Below are 17,823 nucleotides of genomic sequence, written 5' to 3' on the forward strand. Positions count from 1 at the left end.
AATGACGACGATTTTCGATCCGATCAAGCTGGGCGACCTCGAACTGCCCAACCGCATCATCATGGCTCCGCTGACCCGCTGCCGCGCCAGCGAAGGTCGGGTACCTAACGCTCTGATGGCTGAATACTACGTTCAACGCGCCTCTGCCGGCCTGATCCTGAGCGAGGCCACATCGGTCACGCCTATGGGCGTCGGCTACCCTGACACTCCGGGCATCTGGGCCGACGACCAGGTACGCGGCTGGACCAACATCACCCGGGCCGTCCACGCTGCCGGTGGCCGGATTGCACTGCAACTGTGGCATGTAGGCCGCATCTCGCATCCGATGTACCTGAACGGTGAAACGCCGGTTGCACCCAGCGCCATTGCGGCCAAGGGCCATGTTAGCCTGGTGCGCCCGAAGGTTGATTTCCCGACGCCTCGCGCGCTGGAAACTGCCGAGATCGCCGATATTGTCGAGGCTTACCGCACAGGCGCAGAAAACGCCAAGGCTGCCGGTTTTGATGGCGTCGAGATCCATGGTGCAAATGGCTACCTGCTCGACCAGTTCCTGCAAAGCAGCACCAACAAACGTACCGACCAGTACGGCGGCAGCATAGAGAACCGTACGCGCCTGTTGCTGGAAGTTACCGACGCCGCCATTGAAGTCTGGGGTGCCGGCCGGGTTGGCGTGCATTTGTCGCCACGGGCCGACCTGCACGACATGGGCGATGAAAACCTGGCCGAAACCTTTGGTTATGTCGCCCGCGAACTGGGCAAGCGCGGTATTGCCTACATCTGTGCGCGCGAGCATGAAGCTGCCGACAGCCTGGGCCCGCAACTCAAGCAAGCCTTCGGTGGCCCGTACATCGTCAATGAGAGCTTCACCAAAGACAGTGCCAATGCCTGGCTGGCAGCAGGCAAGGCCGATGCCGTCGCATTCGGCGTGCCGTTTATCGCCAACCCTGACCTGCCCGCACGCTTGAAGGCCGATGCGCCGCTGAATGAGGCGCACCCGGAAACCTTCTACGTCAATGGCGCAGTGGGCTATATCGACTATCCAGTACTCTAAGTACTGAGCCTGGCACGGCCAGGTGACTGCACCACGCAAAACGCCCGAGACCAATGGCCTTGGGCGTTTTGCTATAACCGTTTAAACATCACCGCCCGGACCCTTTTTGCGGGCAAAAAAAAGGGGCGGTTTGACCCGCCCACATTTTTTCCCTAGTCCCTTTTGTTCCTTCTCATCATCCTGATGAATCGCTTCCCGCGATGTCCGTCTGCGTTCTTCCTTGAGCGCCGTATCGATCCGTCGATACAGTTCAAATACTAGAGTTTTATAGGATTGCTGCAAGCGCGGATGTTATGAGTATTTATTACACAAACCGCCTAACAAAAAATATAAATATTTTATATTTCAATGACTTATGAATTAAGCACTGTTTCACAAAGGCGTTTGCCCTTTATTGCCAAGCCCTTGGCTTACGCAAAAAGTAAGTAAAGGCTTACAGCAAGCCACAGGCAATAACCTATCTCGTCCGTGACATTCCATTTCAAAGCCGATTAAATAAACAATTAGTTCAAGTTTGTATAACAACAAGGTCCATATTGTTGTCAAATTCGCACTACCGGGCATCACTCAAAACAAACACCCACAAAAAACCCCGATTAATTCGGGGTTTTTTGTCAGCCGTTCGCGGATTACTGGAACAGCGACTCGCTCGACAGGCCGTTGCGTTCAAGAATTTCTCGCAAGCGCTTGAGCCCTTCAACCTGGATCTGGCGCACACGCTCACGGGTCAGGCCAATTTCCAGCCCTACATCCTCAAGAGTGCTGCTCTCATGGCCACGCAGCCCGAAACGGCGAATCACCACTTCACGCTGCTTGTCTGTGAGCTCGGACAACCACTGATCGATACTTTGCGACAAGTCATCGTCCTGAAGCAGCTCACAAGGGTCTGTGGGCCTGTCATCTGTCAGGGTATCAAGCAGGGTTTTGTCAGAGTCCGGCCCCAAAGACACGTCTACCGAAGACACGCGTTCATTAAGCCCAAGCATGCGCTTGACCTCGGCGACCGGTTTTTCGAGCAGATTGGCGATTTCTTCAGGAGAGGGTTCGTGATCGAGCTTTTGCGTGAGTTCGCGCGCGGCTCGCAGGTAGACGTTCAGCTCTTTTACAACGTGGATCGGCAAACGGATGGTGCGGGTCTGGTTCATGATCGCCCGTTCAATCGTTTGGCGGATCCACCAGGTGGCGTAGGTCGAGAAGCGAAACCCTCGTTCGGGATCGAATTTCTCGACAGCCCGGATCAGGCCCAGGTTGCCTTCTTCGATCAGGTCAAGCAATGACAAACCACGGTTGACGTAACGTCGGGCAATTTTCACCACCAGCCGCAGGTTGCTTTCTATCATTCGCTTGCGCCCGGCCGGGTCGCCGCTTTGCGACAAACGCGCAAAATGGACTTCTTCTGCCGGAGAGAGTAACGGGGAAAAGCCGATTTCATTGAGGTACAACTGGGTCGCATCAAGGGCCCGCGTGTAGTCAATGTACTTGTGCTGTTTTGTAGCAGCTGCTTTTTTGGACTTGGTTCTAGCTGTAGGGGGCGAATCGTCTTCTTCTGACATCAAGTCGCTATCGATGCTGGAGTCCATAAGGAGCACCTCATCGTCGATGTCAAACCCCGGCGCTTCTTTGTTGAGAGCCATTGCAATAGTCCTTTGTTGAGTTCGACCTCAAGCTCAAGCCTCGCCTTAATCCCTGGCAACGCTGGAGCCTGTTCCTTATCCACATCAGGAACAGGCTGGTAACCGATCAACGGCGAGGAAGGAATTGCAATGGATCTACAGGTTTACCTTGGCGGCGAATCTCAAAGTGAAGTTTCACCCGGTCTGTACCAGTTGACCCCATTTCGGCAATTGTCTGTCCGACCTTGACCTGCTGCCCCTCCCGAACCAAAAGCCTGCGGTTGTGACCGTAGGCACTGACGTAGGTATCACTGTGTTTGATGATGATCAGTTCGCCGTAGCCCCTCAATCCACTGCCAGCGTATACAACCGAACCATCAGACGCAGCTAAAACAGGCTGTCCCAAATCGCCGGCGATATCAATACCTTTATTCAAACTACCGTTTGAAGAGAATTTTCCGATCAAAATGCCATTTGAGGGCCATCCCCACCCCTTGGGAGCAGGGCCTGCCGGCATCGGGGCAACCGCTGCGGGGGCACTTGCAGCCGTGGCGGAACGCTTGATAACCGTGGTTTTGCTGCCCGAAGAGGATGACACAACGGTGGTGCTCGAGCCGCCTGCGGGCTGGGTGCCTGAGCGCCCGTCAAAGCGGATGACCTGGCCCGGGACGATGGTGAACGGGGCGGCAATATTGTTGCGTGCAGCCAGGGCCTTCCAGTCCCACCCATAACGAAAGGCTATCGAGAACAAAGTGTCGCCGCGACGCACCGCGTATTGCCCGGTGGTCACGGCCGGGCGCTGGGCCACGCCGTTGCGGTCAACGACATTTACGCCATTTTTGGGGGTGCTGGAGCACGCTGCCAACAAAGCCAGTGTGGTACTCAGAAATAGACCGACCACCAGTCTCTGAAAGCTTTTGCTGCTCTTACGCTGCGCAATGACTGTGAGACTCACCCGCCGCTCCCTTTGAAGATGGCTAAATAGTAAAACGCCAGTACTGGCCATGGTTTGCAGCAAGTATAACTGGCTATAGGGCTTTTACAGACTGTAAAGCCGATTGATAAACACAGCGTATAAAACATACACACATACCGGGTAGAGCCCGGGTGATGGGCTTTATGACCCGTACCCTGCCCCAAAATTCACCCGATACGAACAAAGACTCAGGCCAGCGGCCCGTTGAGCAGCGGCACAAAGCGTACATTACCGATCACCCGCCGGGCGAAACCGTGCTCTTCGCGCACGATCAACATCAACTGCTGCATCTCGCCGGCACCCACCGGGATCACCAGGCGCCCGCCAGGGGCCAGTTGGTCGAGCAGTGCCTGCGGCACATCAGTGGCTACAGCGGTGACGATAATGCCGTTGTAAGGCGCCAGCGCAGGCCAGCCCTCCCACCCATCGCCCCAGCGGAACACCACATTGCGCAGGTTGAGCTCAAGCAATCGCTCCTTGGCCCGGTCCTGCAGCACCTTGATGCGCTCGACCGAAAAAATCCGCTCGACCAGCTGCGACAGCACGGCGGTCTGGTACCCCGAACCGGTGCCGATCTCCATGACCTTGTCCAGCGGCCCGTCCTCAAGCAACAGCTCGCTCATGCGCGCCACCATGTAAGGCTGGGAGATGGTCTGGTTATTGCCGATCGGCAGCGCCGTATCTTCGTACGCCCTGTGCGCCAGGGCTTCATCCACAAACAGATGACGTGGCGTGCGGCGAATGACCTCGAGCACGTTCTGGTTAACGATGCCCTCTTCACGCAGGCGCTGAATCAGCCGCTCACGGGTGCGCTCAGAGGTCATGCCAATGCCGCGGTGCATCATGCCATCCTGCTCGCGCGCCATCAGCCCATGCCCTCCAGCCAGTCATTGAGGCTGTTGAAACCATCACCAAAGGTGCGATCCAGTTGCAGCGGCGTGATCGATACATAACCCTGCATCACGGCATGGAAGTCCGTGCCCGGGCCACCGTCTTCGACATCGCCTGCCGCAGCAATCCAGTAACCTGCCTTGCCGCGCGGATCAACCACCCGTACCGGTGCAGCAGCACGGGCACGATGGCCGAGACGGGTGAGTTGAATGCCACGAATCTTCGCCAACGGCAGGTTGGGAATGTTCACATTGAGGACCGTACGCGGCGGCAAGTTCAGCGATGCGTGGGCTTCAAGCAGCTTGCGGGCAAAAAACGCCGCCGTCGGCAGGTTGTCCACCTGGCGGGAGACCAACGAAAAGGCAAAAGAAGGACGATCCAGGAAGCGGCCCTCGAGTGCCGCCGCCACAGTGCCCGAGTACAACACGTCATCACCCAGGTTGGCACCCAGGTTGATGCCCGACACCACCATGTCCGGCTGCTGCTCGAGCAAGCCGTGAATAGCCAGGTGCACGCAATCGGTAGGTGTACCGTTGATGCTGATAAAGCCATTGGCCAGGGTATGAGGATGCAGGGGACGGTCCAGCGTCAGCGAACTGCTGGCGCCACTTTTGTCCTGCTCGGGGGCAACTACCACGCACTCGGCGTAGTCGGCCAGCGCACCATAAAGCGCGGCCAGGCCCGGAGCTGTTACCCCGTCATCGTTTGAAATCAGAATACGCATAAGGTGTCCGCTTGATCCAACGTCACCAGATCAACAAGCTCGCGCACCAGAACAGTGGCGAAGCATCCTGGCGGCAGAACAAATTCCAGTTGCAGAATGTCAGGCTGAGGATAATGCCACGTCAACCGGCCAATGGGCAGTCGCAGGATACGTCGCTCATGGCTCATGCCGGCGCGTACCAGCCAGTCACGCAAATCGGCTTCACGCTCTGCAATTGACTGCTCCAGCGCGTGGGTGGCGCCAGTGGTCGGTGATTCGCCCTCGCCCCACTGCGGGCCGGTGGGGTGCAGATCGAGAATGGCCAGGCGCGGGTCGCTGCATTCAGCCTCGCCCGCCGGGAAAAAGCTGCGGCTGTCGGTAAAAGCCAGTAAATCGCCAACTTGCGCCCGTTGCCAGCTGCCATCGGCCACCCGTGCGGCCAGCACCTGATTGAACAGATAGCTGCGCGCGGTGGACAGCAGCCGCGAACGAACGTTGCGCTGCTCAGGCAAGGCCTTGCGCGCCGCATAATCACGGGCTTCGCCCAGATTGCCGCCCTGCCAGCCAAAGCGCTGGCTACCGAAATAGTTCGGTACACCCTGCTTGGCGATCAGTTGCAGGCGTTGCTCCAGCGCGTCCTTGTCGGCGTTCAGTTGCGTCAGGCGCAAGGTGAAACCATTGGCCGCATGGGCTCCTCGCTGCAATTTGCGCTTGTGTCGCGAGGTCTTGAGAATCTTCAGCGTGTCGTTTTCGGCGCCCGACAGATCAGGGTCTGCCTTGCCCGGCAGTTGCACGCTGAACCACTGGCGGGTCAATGCCTGGCGGTCCTTGAGGCCTGCATAGCTGACGGTGCGCAGCGGCACGCCTGCCGCCTTGGCAAGGCGCCGGGCCGCCTCCTCGGTATTCAGGCCGCGCTTCTCGACCCACAACCACAGGTGCTCGCCATCTCCGGACAGCGGTATATCAAGCACTTCGTCGACTTGAAAATCTTCAGCCGTGGCCTTGAGCACAGCCGTGCCCAATGCCTCGCCATAAGCGAGCGGGCCCAGCAGATCAAACTCGTTCATGAGCGAACCAACAAGGCAATGGAATGCACTGCGATGCCTTCTTCACGCCCAACGAAGCCGAGCTTCTCGGTGGTCGTGGCCTTTACGTTTACCTGGTCCAAATCAACCTCTAGATCCGCGGCAATCAGCGCACGCATCGTTTCAATATGCGGCGCCATTTTTGGCGCCTGGGCAATGATGGTGTTGTCGACATTGCCGACTTTCCAGCCCTTGGCATGGATCAGACCGACGACATGACGCAACAGAACGCGACTGTCAGCGCCCTTGAAGGTCGGATCGGTGTCCGGGAAATGCTTGCCGATATCGCCAAGCGCTGCAGCGCCCAGCAAGGCGTCGCTCAGGGCGTGCAACAGCACATCACCATCAGAGTGGGCCAACAGCCCGAATTTATGGGAGATCCGCACGCCGCCCAACGTAATGAAATCGCCTTCAGCGAAACAGTGCACATCATAGCCGTGGCCAATACGCATAAAAAAACGCCCCGATTAAGTCAGGGCGTGATTCTACCTACTATTAAGCACTTAGTGCGCTTGCGTGGTGACGCAAGTGGTCGTCAATAAAGCTGGCGATGAAGAAATAGCTATGGTCGTAGCCCGGTTGCAAACGCAAGGTCAGCGGGTAATCGGCTAGCCTGGCGGCCTGTTGCAGCACTTCAGGCTTGAGCTGAACAGCCAGGAAGTCATCGCGATCTCCCTGATCGACCAGCAACGGCAGCCTTTCACTGGCCTCGCCAATCAGCACACTGGCATCCCACTCACGCCAGCGCGCCCGCTCTTCTCCCAGGTAATGGGAGAATGCCTTTTGCCCCCACGGGCAATCCATCGGATTGCTGATGGGCGCAAACGCCGACACCGACTGGTAACGCCCCGGATTACGCAACGCGCAAACCAACGCCCCGTGCCCACCCATCGAATGTCCGCTGATGCCACGCTTTTGCGAAGCCGGGAAATGCGCTTCGACCAGAGCCGGCAATTCCTGCACCACATAATCGTGCATCTGATAGTGCTGGGCCCACGGCTGCTGAGTGGCATTCAGATAGAACCCTGCACCCAGGCCGAAATCCCACGCCCCCTGCGGGTCATCGGGCACGCCTTCGCCACGGGGGCTGGTGTCCGGTGCGACGATGATAAGGCCCAATTCGGCAGCCATCTTCATGGCCCCGGCCTTGTGCATGAAGTTTTCGTCGGTACAGGTCAAACCCGACAGCCAATACACTACAGGCAGCTTTGCGCCCTGCTCCGCCTGCGGCGGCAAGTACACGGCAAACACCATGTCGCAGCCCAGCACTTCGGACCGGTGCTTGTAACGCTTGTGCCAACCGCCAAAGCTCTTCTGGCAGGAAATGTTCTCAAGAGACATGGGCAACTCCAGACCACAAGACAAACACCCCCCTGTGGGAGCAACCCCGCTCCCACAGGTGTTTTATGGCGTTCGACTTGCCGCAGTTATTTAGAAATGGATGACAGTGCGGATGCTTTTGCCTTCATGCATCAGGTCAAAAGCCTTATTGATATCTTCCAGGCCCATGGTGTGGGTGATGAAAGTATCCAGCGGGATCTCGCCGCTTTGTGCCATATCTACATAGCTTGGCAATTCGCTGCGGCCGCGCACGCCACCAAATGCCGAACCGCGCCAGACGCGACCGGTCACCAGCTGGAACGGACGGGTGGAAATTTCCTGCCCCGCACCTGCCACGCCAATAATCACCGACTCGCCCCATCCCTTGTGGCAGCACTCCAGTGCCGCACGCATCAACTGCACATTGCCGATGCACTCAAAGGAAAAATCGACACCGCCATCGGTCATGTCGACTATCACTTCCTGAATCGGGCGATCGAAGTCTTTCGGGTTCACGCAATCAGTAGCACCCAGCTGTCGGGCGATTTCAAACTTGGCCGGGTTGATATCAATGGCAATGATCCGCGCCGCCTTCGCTTTCACCGCACCGATTACCGCAGACAGGCCAATACCGCCCAGACCGAAGATGGCCACGGTGTCGCCCGGCTTGACCTTGGCCGTGTTCAGCACCGCGCCGATCCCGGTCGTCACACCGCAACCCAGCAGACACACTTTCTCCAGAGGAGCGTCCTTCTGAATTTTTGCGACCGAAATCTCAGGGAGCACGGTGTATTCGGAAAAGGTCGAAGTGCCCATGTAGTGGAAAATCGGCTGACCTTTGTAGGAGAAGCGCGTAGTGCCATCAGGCATCAAGCCCTTGCCCTGGGTGGCACGAATGGCCTGACACAGGTTGGTCTTGCCCGACAGGCAGAATTTGCACTTGCCACATTCAGGGGTGTACAGCGGGATGACATGATCGCCGACCGCAACCGAGGTCACGCCTTCGCCGATGGCTTCAACGATGGCACCGCCTTCATGGCCCAGGATCGACGGGAAGATACCTTCCGGGTCTGCGCCCGACAAGGTGTAGGCATCGGTATGGCAAACACCCGAGGCCACAACCCGCAGCAGCACTTCGCCAGCCTTGGGCATGGCAACGTCTACTTCCACGATTTCCAGCGGCTTTTTGGCTTCGAACGCAACGGCGGCACGTGACTTGATCATCGATCGTCTCCAGCAAAGTAAAAACAAGACGCAGAGTGTAAATCAGCGCCAGGTGATTAATAATCCAGGCAAAAGCAAAACATTATTGCCATGCAGGGATAATCAACCATGAATGAGAACCGCTGGGAAGGTATAGACGAATTTGTCGCTGTGGCCGAATGCGGCCAATTCACAGCGGCGGCCGAACGTCTTGGCGTCTCTTCATCCCATATCAGCCGCCAGGTAGCGCGACTTGAAGAGCGATTGCAGACCCGCCTGTTTTATCGCAGTACCCGCAAGGTGACGCTGACCGAAGCCGGTCAAACTTTTTTGCAGCATTGCCAGCGCCTGCAAGACGGACGTGAAGAAGCACTGCGTGCCATCGGTGATCTGGCCAGCGAACCCAAGGGCATGTTGCGCATGACCTGTGCCGTGGCCTATGGCGAACGTTTTATCGTGCCGCTGGTTACGCGCTTTATGGGGCTGTACCCGCAATTGCGGGTGGACATCGAACTGAGCAACCGGCCATTGGACCTGGTGCATGAAAGCCTGGATCTGGCGATCCGCCTGGGGCGCTTGCAGGATTCAAGACTGGTAGCCACGCGCCTGGCTCCCAGGCGCATGTATATGTGCGCCTCGCCCTCCTATCTGGAACGTTACGGGCGCCCCCATAGCCTGTCGGAATTGAGCCGGCACAATTGTCTGATTGGCAGTTCAGATCTATGGCAATTGCAGCAGGACGGCCGCGAATTTTCGCAACGGGTGCAAGGGAACTGGCGATGCAACAGTGGGCAGGCTGTGCTGGATGCTGCGTTACAAGGTGTAGGGATTTGTCAGTTGCCGGACTATTACGTGCTGGAGCACTTGAAGACCGGGACGCTGGTGTCGTTGCTCGACACCCACCAGCCCCCCAACACCGCAGTATGGGCGCTGTACCCGCAACAGCGGCACTTGTCGCCCAAAGTCAGAAAGCTGGTTGATTACTTGAAGGAGGGGTTGGCCAGGCGGGAGGAATATCAGGAGAGGGAGCAGTAGTTTTTAACAGTGGGAGCGGGCTTGCTTGCGATGCAGACGACTCGGTCTGTCAGGCAAACTCAGTTGATACCATCGCGAGCAAGCCCGCTCCCACAAGAACCTCAGCAGGTTCTGATCAGCGCTTGGCCCAACGCAAACGCAACCACTCAAGGTCTTCGGGGCGGGTGACCTTGATATTGTCCGAACGCCCTTCGATCAAACGCGGCGCCAGACCTGCCCACTCCATCGCTGAAGATTCATCGGTGATGGTTGCATCGGCCACCAGACTGTCAGCCAAAGCACGATGCAACGCCCCCAAGCGGAACATCTGCGGCGTATAGGCCTGCCAGATCAAGCTGCGATCCACGGTTTCAACCGCACGCCCCTGCTTGTCCACCCGTTTGAGCGTGTCCCGCGCTGGAACGGCTAACAAACCACCTACAGGGTCGTCAGCCAATTCACTCAGCAGCTTGTTAAGGTCTTCCCGAGACAGGTTGGGCCTCGCGGCATCATGCACCAACACCCAATCGTCATCTGCCGCGCCCTGCGCATGCAGGTGCAACAACGCGTTGAGTACCGAGTCGGCGCGCTCACGCCCGCCGTCTACCCGCACAACCCGAGGGTCGGCAGCACAAGGCAAGGACGGCCAGAAAGGATCATCAAAAGCGACACTGACCACCAGCCCCTTCAGGCCCGGGTGGTCGAGGAAACAGCTGATGCTGTGTTCCAGAATACTGCGGCCACCCAACTGCAAATATTGTTTGGGACGGTCCGCGGCCATACGGGCACCTACACCCGCGGCAGGAATCACGGCCCAGAAGGCCGGTGACAAATAACTCATTGGGCCAACTGATAGAGGGTTTCACCCTCTTTGATCATGCCCAACTCATGGCGAGCACGTTCTTCAACGGTCTCCATGCCTTTTTTCAGCTCCAGCACTTCCGCATCCAGCACGCGGTTGCGCTCAAGCAGGATTTCGTTTTCAGCACGTTGATCGGCTATTTGCTGGGTCAGGTCAGTAACCTGCGCCAAACTGCCATTACCCACCCACAGGCGATACTGCAGGCCTGCCAGCAGCAAGAGCAAGATTAGAAACAACCAATTGGGACTGCGCATCGAATATCAGGTATCCAGTGAAAAGACAGCCATGCCGACAAACGTAAACAACGAATAATACAAAGCCTGGACGAACCAGGCTTGTATACAGAAGCATCAGATTAGTGTCAAAAGACCCGACTTGGCGAGCTTTCCGACACTACCTGCTGACTTTTTACCATTAAGTACTCAGCCGCGAAACTCGCCACGGCCGTTGTACTTGGCTTTTGCACCCAGTTGCTCTTCGATACGCAGCAATTGGTTGTACTTGGAAACGCGATCGGAACGGCACAGCGAGCCGGTCTTGATCTGGCCAGCGGCGGTACCCACGGCCAGGTCGGCAATGGTGGAATCTTCGGTTTCGCCGGAGCGGTGCGAGATCACAGCCGTGTAACCTGCAGCCTTGGCCATCTGGATGGCTTCCAGGGTTTCGGTCAGGGTGCCGATCTGGTTGAACTTGATCAGGATCGAGTTGGCGATGCTCTTGTCGATGCCTTCTTTCAGGATCTTGGTGTTGGTAACGAACAGGTCGTCGCCTACCAGCTGTACTTTCTCACCGATTTTGTCGGTCAGAATTTTCCAGCCATCCCAGTCAGACTCGTCCAGGCCGTCTTCGATGGAGATGATCGGGTAACGCTGGGTCAGACCCTTGAGGTATTCAGCAAAACCTTCGGAGCTGAACACCTGGCCTTCGCCCGACAGGTTGTACTTGCCGTCTTCGTAGAATTCACTCGCCGCGCAGTCCAGCGCCAGGGTCACGTCGGTGCCCAGGGTGTAACCGGCATTGGCGATGGCTTCGGAAATGACTTTCAGAGCATCTTCGTTGGACGCCAGGTTCGGTGCGAAACCACCTTCGTCGCCCACTGCGGTGTTCAGGCCACGGGCCTTGAGCACTGCTTTGAGGTGATGGAAGATTTCGGTGCCCATGCGCAGCGCGTCAGAAAAGGTCTTGGCGCCAACCGGCTGAACCATGAACTCTTGAATGTCGACGTTGTTATCGGCGTGCTCGCCACCGTTGATGATGTTCATCATCGGAACCGGCATCGAGTAAACACCCGGAGTACCGTTCAGGTTGGCGATGTGTGCGTACAGCGGCAGGTCCTGGTCCTGGGCAGCAGCTTTGGCAGCAGCCAAAGACACGGCCAGGATGGCGTTGGCGCCCAGGGAGCCTTTGTTCTCAGTACCGTCCAGCGCGATCATCGCGTGGTCCAGCGCCTTTTGGTCAACCGGGTCTTTACCCAGCAGCAAATCACGAATCGGGCCGTTGATGTTGGCAACGGCTTTCAGCACGCCTTTGCCCAGGTAACGGCTTTTGTCGCCATCACGCAGTTCCAGCGCTTCACGGGAACCGGTGGAAGCACCGGACGGCGCGCAAGCGCTGCCGATGATGCCGTTGTCGAGAAGCACGTCCGCTTCCACAGTGGGATTGCCACGGGAGTCGAGAACTTCACGACCTTTGATGTCGACGATCTTTGCCATTGTTGTAAATACTCCAAAGTTGACGAAAACGACGCAGCTGAGGGAAATATTGTTATCGGCGGCAAGGGTCAAATAGCGGGCAGCCTTGCGGGCGATAAGGCTCGGGCCCTGAGGCCCGAGAAATCGTGCGGTACTTTACCGGAGAAACGAGGGTTACGCGGTTTCTATTGTCGGAAAACTTTTAACCAACTCATCCAGCGACTTCAGCTGAGCCAGGAATGGCTCCAGCTTGTCCAGGCGCAAGGCACAAGGGCCGTCGCACTTGGCGTTGTCAGGATCCGGGTGTGCTTCCAGGAACAGACCGGCCAGGCTCTGGCTGATACCAGCCTTGGCCAGGTCGGTTACCTGGGCACGACGACCACCGGCAGAGTCCGAGCGACCGCCAGGCATTTGCAGCGCATGGGTCACGTCGAAAAACACCGGGTATTCGAACTGCTTCATGATGCCGAAGCCCAGCATGTCGACAACAAGGTTGTTGTAGCCAAAGCTGGAACCACGTTCGCAGAGGATCAACTGATCATTGCCCGCTTCTTCGCATTTGCTCAGGATGTGTTTCATTTCCTGAGGCGCAAGGAACTGGGCTTTTTTGATGTTGATCACGGCGCCGGTCTTGGCCATGGCCACGACCAGGTCAGTTTGACGCGACAGGAAAGCCGGCAACTGGATGATGTCGCAGACCTCGGCGACCACGGCCGCTTGCGCAGGCTCGTGGACGTCGGTAATCAGCGGCACACCGAAGGCGGCCTTGATGTCCTGAAAAATCCGCATGCCTTCTTCGAGGCCTGGGCCACGGTAAGAGCTGACAGATGAACGATTGGCCTTGTCGAAACTGGCCTTGAACACGTAAGGAATACCGAGCTTTTCGGTGACCCGTACGTACTCTTCGCACACCTGCATGGCCATATCACGGCTTTCCAGCACGTTCATGCCACCGAACAAGACCATTGGCTTGTCGTTGGCAATTTCGATATTGCCTACACGGATAATCTTTTGCGCCATTCTGATTACGCCTTCTTCTCGTGTTGCGCCAGTGCAGCTTTGACGAAACCGGTGAACAATGGATGGCCATCACGTGGCGTGGAGGTGAACTCCGGGTGGAACTGGCAAGCGACAAACCAAGGATGGTCCGGAGCTTCAACCACTTCTACCAACGCGCCGTCACCGGAACGACCGGTCACTTTCAGGCCTGCTTCGGTCAGTTGCGGCAGCAGGTTATTGTTCACTTCATAGCGATGACGATGACGTTCAACAATCACGTCCTTGGCATAGCAATCGTGAACCAGGGAACCGGCTTGCAGCTGGCAATCCTGCGCGCCCAGACGCATGGTGCCGCCCAGGTCGGAAGTTTCGGTACGGGTTTCGACTGCACCGGTGGCGTCTTCCCACTCGGTGATCAGACCGACAACCGGATGGCCGCTGCTGCGATCGAATTCGGTGGAGTTGGCGTCTTTCCAGCCCAGCACATTACGTGCGAACTCGATAACCGCTACTTGCATGCCCAGGCAGATACCCAGGTATGGCACCTTGTTCTCGCGTGCATATTGAACGGCAGTGATCTTGCCTTCGACGCCGCGCAGACCGAAGCCGCCCGGAACCAGAATGGCATCACAGCCTTCAAGCAGCTCGGTGCCTTTGTTTTCGATGTCTTCGGAGTCGATATAGCGCAGGTTGACCTTGGTACGGTTGGAAATACCGGCGTGGCTCATCGCTTCGATCAGCGATTTGTACGCGTCCAGCAGTTCCATGTACTTGCCGACCATCGCGATGGTGACTTCGTGCTCCGGGTTCAGCTTGGCGTCGACGACCTTGTCCCACTCGGACAGGTCGGCGCTGTTGCATTCCAGGCCAAAGCGCTCAACGACGAAATCATCCAGGCCCTGAGCGTGCAGCATGCCCGGGATCTTGTAGATGGTGTCGGCGTCTTCCAGCGAAATGACAGCACGTTCCTCAACGTTGGTGAACAGCGCGATCTTGCGACGCGAAGACACATCAACGTGGTGATCGGAGCGGCAGATCAGTACGTCTGGCTGCAGGCCGATGGAACGCAGCTCTTTAACCGAGTGCTGTGTAGGTTTGGTTTTCGTTTCGCCAGCGGTGGCAATGTACGGAACCAGAGTCAGGTGCATCAGCATGGCGCGCTTGGCGCCCACTTCGATGCGCAGCTGACGGATAGCTTCGAGGAACGGTTGCGACTCAATGTCACCCACAGTGCCGCCAATCTCAACCATCGCTACGTCGGCATCGCCGGCGCCCTTGATGATCCGACGTTTGATTTCGTCGGTGATGTGCGGAATTACCTGAATGGTTGCACCCAGGTAATCACCACGGCGCTCCTTGCGCAGGACGTGTTCGTAAACGCGGCCCGTGGTGAAGTTGTTGTTCTGGGTCATGGTCGTGCGGATAAACCGCTCGTAATGGCCCAAGTCCAGGTCGGTTTCGGCGCCGTCGTGCGTGACGAACACTTCACCGTGCTGGAACGGGCTCATGGTGCCCGGATCAACGTTGATGTAGGGGTCCAGCTTCAGCATGGTGACCTTAAGTCCCCGCGCCTCCAGGATGGCTGCCAATGAAGCCGAGGCAATGCCTTTCCCCAATGAAGAAACAACACCGCCCGTGACGAAGATGTAGCGCGTCATGAAAAACCCTAGAAGTCTGCGTTAAAGCGGTCAGAGCCGCCGGGGAAAGCGAAGGAAGGCCGAAGCCCCCAATCACCAGCATTAGTCACAGTGCACCTTTCGAAAAACTGCTGCGTTGAAACAGACCGATGGAAACCACCGGTTCGATGCAAGCCACACATTTTTTTAAAATCGCCCAGCAAAGACTGCTTGGTAATCGGCAACATCTGCAATTCTGGTGAATCCACAGAAGTTGTATCAAGAAGGGAGCGTAGTCTACCGGAAACCCCCTTTCAGCTCAAACCTTGATCGCTCGAAGTTGGCAGCCACTGCAATTTCCAGTGCCCACAGGGGCTGGAGTCCAGTCCAGGGAGGTTTGCCACGGCCAATAACTGCTCATTGCGGTACAGAAGCGGCAATCTGCCACGGGCAAACAACGGAACACCTCGCTCGTTGAGCAGCCGCTTGAGATCACGATGACCGCGCTGTGCCTGCGCCATCACTTCGCCCCCTAGACGATAGCTCACTTGCAAAGGGCCATCCGGGATATCCCCGACAAAATGCACACGACCATTACCCGGCAGCGCCAGGACCTGATCAGGACAGAGCCACAACACCGGGGCAATCGGTTGGTGCAACCATTCGCCGGCCAGCCACCAAATACGTCCACCGGCACGATGCAACTCGCCGTCTGCGAGCTTCCACACCGGCTGCGCATCGATGCGGGCATCCCGCAGGGCATCCCACCCCGCCCAATGGTCGGTGTCCGGCAATGACGTGAAGGCTGACAGCCAGTGACGCAAGGCATTGCGCTGACGGGCAGGTGACAGGCTGGCGATGGCGGTCAGTTCCAGGGAGGGCAAGCCAAGCCAGGCAAACTCGCTGGTAGAGCCCGCAGCGTGCAAATCCTGCTGGGCCAGTTCATCCAGCAAACCCTGCGCCTCGGCACAGTGCGCTGCGCTGCGGGCCATGCTGGCAGCCGCCTGGGGCCAGCGCCGAGCGAGGACCGGAAGGACTTCATGGCGCAGGAAGTTGCGGGAAAAGTCTGTCTGGCTATTGGACGGATCTTCAATCCAGCTCAGCCCTTGTGCTCGGGCATATGACTCAAGCTGGGCGCGGGATACGTCCAGCAAAGGCCGGCACAGGTGTCCTGCGCCCAGGCGACGCTGGCGCGGCATGCCCGCCAGGCCGCTGACCCCCGCCCCGCGCAACAGGCGAAACAACAGGGTTTCAGCCTGGTCATCGCGATGCTGCCCGAGCAGCAGCACCTCCCCGGCACCGCTGATCGCCGCAAACGCCTGATAGCGCGCATCCCGCGCTGCACGCTCGACACTTGCGCCCGCCTGCACCTGCACGGCAATCACCTGCAAGGGCACTCCAAGCCCCTTACACAGTGCCTGACAATGGGCTGGCCACGCATCGGCCGCCGCCTGTAGGCCATGATGCACATGGACAGCGGTGATAGGCGGTAATGAGTGGGTTTTACGTAATTGAACGAGAAGGTGCAGCAGAACTGTGGAATCGAGTCCGCCGGAGAGCGCGACGTGCCAGGCCTTGGCGTTGCGCCAGGGGCCGAGGGCTTGCAGAAGTAGAGTTGACATGTCAGCCATTAAAAGCCCCTCACCCTAGCCCTCTCCCAGAGGGAGAGGGGACTGACCGCACGCGGTAGCGAGAACACCACCAATCAGCTCCCTCTCCCTCCGGGAGAGGGTTGGGGTGAGGGCCGGTTTTAATCAGGTATCAGAGACCGTAGCTCATCAAACGATCATAACGACGTTTGAGCAGGGCTTCGTGATCCAGCTTCTTGAGCATGTCGAGCTGGGAAATCAGATCGGCACGAATGCTCGCAGAAGCCGCAGCCGGGTCACGGTGCGCGCCGCCCAATGGCTCGCCAATCACCTTGTCGACGATGCCCAGGCCTTTCAGACGTTCTGCAGTGATACCCATGGCTTCAGCTGCGTCCGGCGCTTTTTCGGCGGTTTTCCACAGAATCGAGGCGCAACCTTCCGGCGAGATCACCGCGTAGGTCGAGTACTGCAGCATGTTCAACTGGTCGCACACGCCAATGGCCAATGCACCGCCCGAACCGCCTTCGCCGATAACGGTGGCAATGATAGGGGTTTTCAGGCGCGACATGACGCGCAGGTTCCAGGCAATGGCTTCGCTCTGGTTGCGCTCTTCGGCGTCGATACCCGGGTAAGCACCCGGCGTGTCGATAAAGGTCAGGATCGGCATCTTGAAGCGCTCGGCCATTTCCATCAGACGGCAGGCCTTGCGGTAGCCTTCAGGGCGCGGCATACCGAAGTTGCGTCGTACCTTTTCACGCACTTCACGGCCTTTCTGATGACCAATCACCATCACTGGCTGATCGTCCAGACGGGCAATACCGCCAACAATGGCAGCGTCATCGGCAAAGTGGCGGTCGCCATGCAGCTCATCGAACTCGGTGAAGATGTGATCGATGTAGTCCAGCGTGTAGGGACGACGCGGGTGACGGGCCAAACGGGCAATCTGCCAGCTGGTCAGCTTGCCGAAAATATCTTCAGTCAGCGTTTTGCTTTTGTCTTGCAGACGAGAGATTTCATCACTGATATTCAGCGAATTGTCATTACCAACCAAGCGCAACTCTTCGATTTTGGCTTGCAGGTCAGCAATCGGCTGTTCGAAATCAAGAAAATTCGGGTTCATAAGCATCCGTCTTGGGTCGGCGGCAAAGCATGCCAGAGGGTCTGAAACCCAGCAATTGCTGGCGTTTCTAACCGAGCTGGGGCAGCCGGT

General features: G+C 57.7%; 17 protein-coding genes. 2 read left to right on the forward strand and 15 right to left on the reverse strand.

Annotated elements, in window-relative coordinates:
• Position 1 precedes the first annotated feature (1 nt).
• Entirely contained in the window at positions 2-1,051 is a 1,050-nt protein-coding gene (locus ACP7BE_RS16835) for an alkene reductase (protein ID WP_426106596.1), read from the forward strand.
• 629 nt (positions 1,052-1,680) lie between these two features.
• Here ACP7BE_RS16835 and rpoS read toward each other — a convergent pair.
• The 8 genes from rpoS to ACP7BE_RS16875 all read right to left on the reverse strand — a co-directional run bounded on the left by rpoS (position 1,681) and on the right by ACP7BE_RS16875 (position 8,863).
• Positions 1,681-2,685: an RNA polymerase sigma factor RpoS gene (gene rpoS, locus ACP7BE_RS16840; RefSeq protein ID WP_095001330.1), complete on the reverse strand. Its 1,005-nt coding sequence runs from the start codon at positions 2,683-2,685 to the stop codon at positions 1,681-1,683.
• A 106-nt stretch (positions 2,686-2,791) separates the two neighbouring features.
• The gene (locus ACP7BE_RS16845; RefSeq protein ID WP_095020572.1) at positions 2,792-3,619 is read right to left on the reverse strand and encodes a peptidoglycan DD-metalloendopeptidase family protein; all 828 of its coding nucleotides are present in this window, start codon (positions 3,617-3,619) and stop codon (positions 2,792-2,794) included.
• Positions 3,620-3,828: 209 nt separating this feature from the next.
• The gene (locus ACP7BE_RS16850) at positions 3,829-4,464 is read right to left on the reverse strand and encodes a protein-L-isoaspartate(D-aspartate) O-methyltransferase (RefSeq protein ID WP_169916772.1); all 636 of its coding nucleotides are present in this window, start codon (positions 4,462-4,464) and stop codon (positions 3,829-3,831) included.
• A 41-nt stretch (positions 4,465-4,505) separates the two neighbouring features.
• Positions 4,506-5,255: a 5'/3'-nucleotidase SurE gene (surE, locus tag ACP7BE_RS16855; RefSeq protein WP_095001327.1), complete on the reverse strand. Its 750-nt coding sequence runs from the start codon at positions 5,253-5,255 to the stop codon at positions 4,506-4,508.
• Complete coding sequence (gene truD / locus ACP7BE_RS16860; RefSeq protein ID WP_095001326.1) at positions 5,243-6,301, reverse strand: tRNA pseudouridine(13) synthase TruD; 1,059 nt, start codon at positions 6,299-6,301, stop codon at positions 5,243-5,245. Before truD ends, surE begins: the two co-directional genes overlap by 13 nt.
• Positions 6,298-6,771: a 2-C-methyl-D-erythritol 2,4-cyclodiphosphate synthase gene (gene ispF / locus ACP7BE_RS16865; RefSeq protein WP_095001325.1), complete on the reverse strand. Its 474-nt coding sequence runs from the start codon at positions 6,769-6,771 to the stop codon at positions 6,298-6,300. The genes truD and ispF overlap by 4 nt, the downstream gene beginning before the upstream one ends.
• A gap of 43 nt (positions 6,772-6,814) precedes the next feature.
• On the reverse strand, positions 6,815-7,666 hold the full coding sequence (fghA, locus tag ACP7BE_RS16870) for an S-formylglutathione hydrolase (RefSeq protein ID WP_170943723.1): 852 nt from the start codon (positions 7,664-7,666) through the stop codon (positions 6,815-6,817).
• Positions 7,667-7,750: 84 nt separating this feature from the next.
• Positions 7,751-8,863: an S-(hydroxymethyl)glutathione dehydrogenase/class III alcohol dehydrogenase gene (locus tag ACP7BE_RS16875; RefSeq protein WP_016782003.1), complete on the reverse strand. Its 1,113-nt coding sequence runs from the start codon at positions 8,861-8,863 to the stop codon at positions 7,751-7,753.
• A gap of 108 nt (positions 8,864-8,971) precedes the next feature.
• Between ACP7BE_RS16875 and ACP7BE_RS16880 the strand changes: the two genes are divergently transcribed.
• Positions 8,972-9,877 carry a LysR substrate-binding domain-containing protein gene (locus ACP7BE_RS16880; protein WP_095001323.1) on the forward strand — a complete coding sequence of 302 codons (906 nt, stop codon included), beginning with the start codon at positions 8,972-8,974 and terminating at the stop codon, positions 9,875-9,877.
• 115 nt (positions 9,878-9,992) lie between these two features.
• On the opposite strand, the gene ispD is transcribed toward ACP7BE_RS16880, so the two are convergent.
• From ispD to ACP7BE_RS16915, 7 genes are all read right to left on the reverse strand, one after another.
• Positions 9,993-10,697 (reverse strand): 2-C-methyl-D-erythritol 4-phosphate cytidylyltransferase, encoded by a 705-nt coding sequence (gene ispD / locus ACP7BE_RS16885; RefSeq protein WP_095031493.1) that lies wholly within the window; start codon positions 10,695-10,697, stop codon positions 9,993-9,995.
• A complete protein-coding gene (gene ftsB, locus ACP7BE_RS16890; RefSeq protein WP_016782000.1) occupies positions 10,694-10,972 on the reverse strand; it encodes a cell division protein FtsB in 279 nt (92 codons plus the stop codon). Before ftsB ends, ispD begins: the two co-directional genes overlap by 4 nt.
• Positions 10,973-11,140: 168 nt before the next feature.
• On the reverse strand, positions 11,141-12,430 hold the full coding sequence (gene eno / locus ACP7BE_RS16895; protein WP_095001321.1) for a phosphopyruvate hydratase: 1,290 nt from the start codon (positions 12,428-12,430) through the stop codon (positions 11,141-11,143).
• Positions 12,431-12,583: 153 nt separating this feature from the next.
• A complete protein-coding gene (gene kdsA / locus ACP7BE_RS16900) occupies positions 12,584-13,429 on the reverse strand; it encodes a 3-deoxy-8-phosphooctulonate synthase (RefSeq protein WP_016781998.1) in 846 nt (281 codons plus the stop codon).
• Positions 13,430-13,434: 5 nt separating this feature from the next.
• The gene (locus ACP7BE_RS16905) at positions 13,435-15,066 is read right to left on the reverse strand and encodes a CTP synthase (RefSeq protein WP_029611550.1); all 1,632 of its coding nucleotides are present in this window, start codon (positions 15,064-15,066) and stop codon (positions 13,435-13,437) included.
• A gap of 272 nt (positions 15,067-15,338) precedes the next feature.
• Positions 15,339-16,655 carry a tRNA lysidine(34) synthetase TilS gene (gene tilS, locus ACP7BE_RS16910; protein WP_426106602.1) on the reverse strand — a complete coding sequence of 439 codons (1,317 nt, stop codon included), beginning with the start codon at positions 16,653-16,655 and terminating at the stop codon, positions 15,339-15,341.
• Between the two features lie 130 nt (positions 16,656-16,785).
• The gene (locus ACP7BE_RS16915; RefSeq protein ID WP_016781995.1) at positions 16,786-17,733 is read right to left on the reverse strand and encodes an acetyl-CoA carboxylase carboxyltransferase subunit alpha; all 948 of its coding nucleotides are present in this window, start codon (positions 17,731-17,733) and stop codon (positions 16,786-16,788) included.
• Positions 17,734-17,823 lie beyond the last annotated feature (90 nt).

Origin of the sequence: Pseudomonas sp. TWR1-1-3 (assembly GCF_049896805.1) — a bacterium.
In the GTDB taxonomy this organism is placed as follows: Bacteria; Pseudomonadota; Gammaproteobacteria; order Pseudomonadales; family Pseudomonadaceae; genus Aquipseudomonas; species Aquipseudomonas bubulae.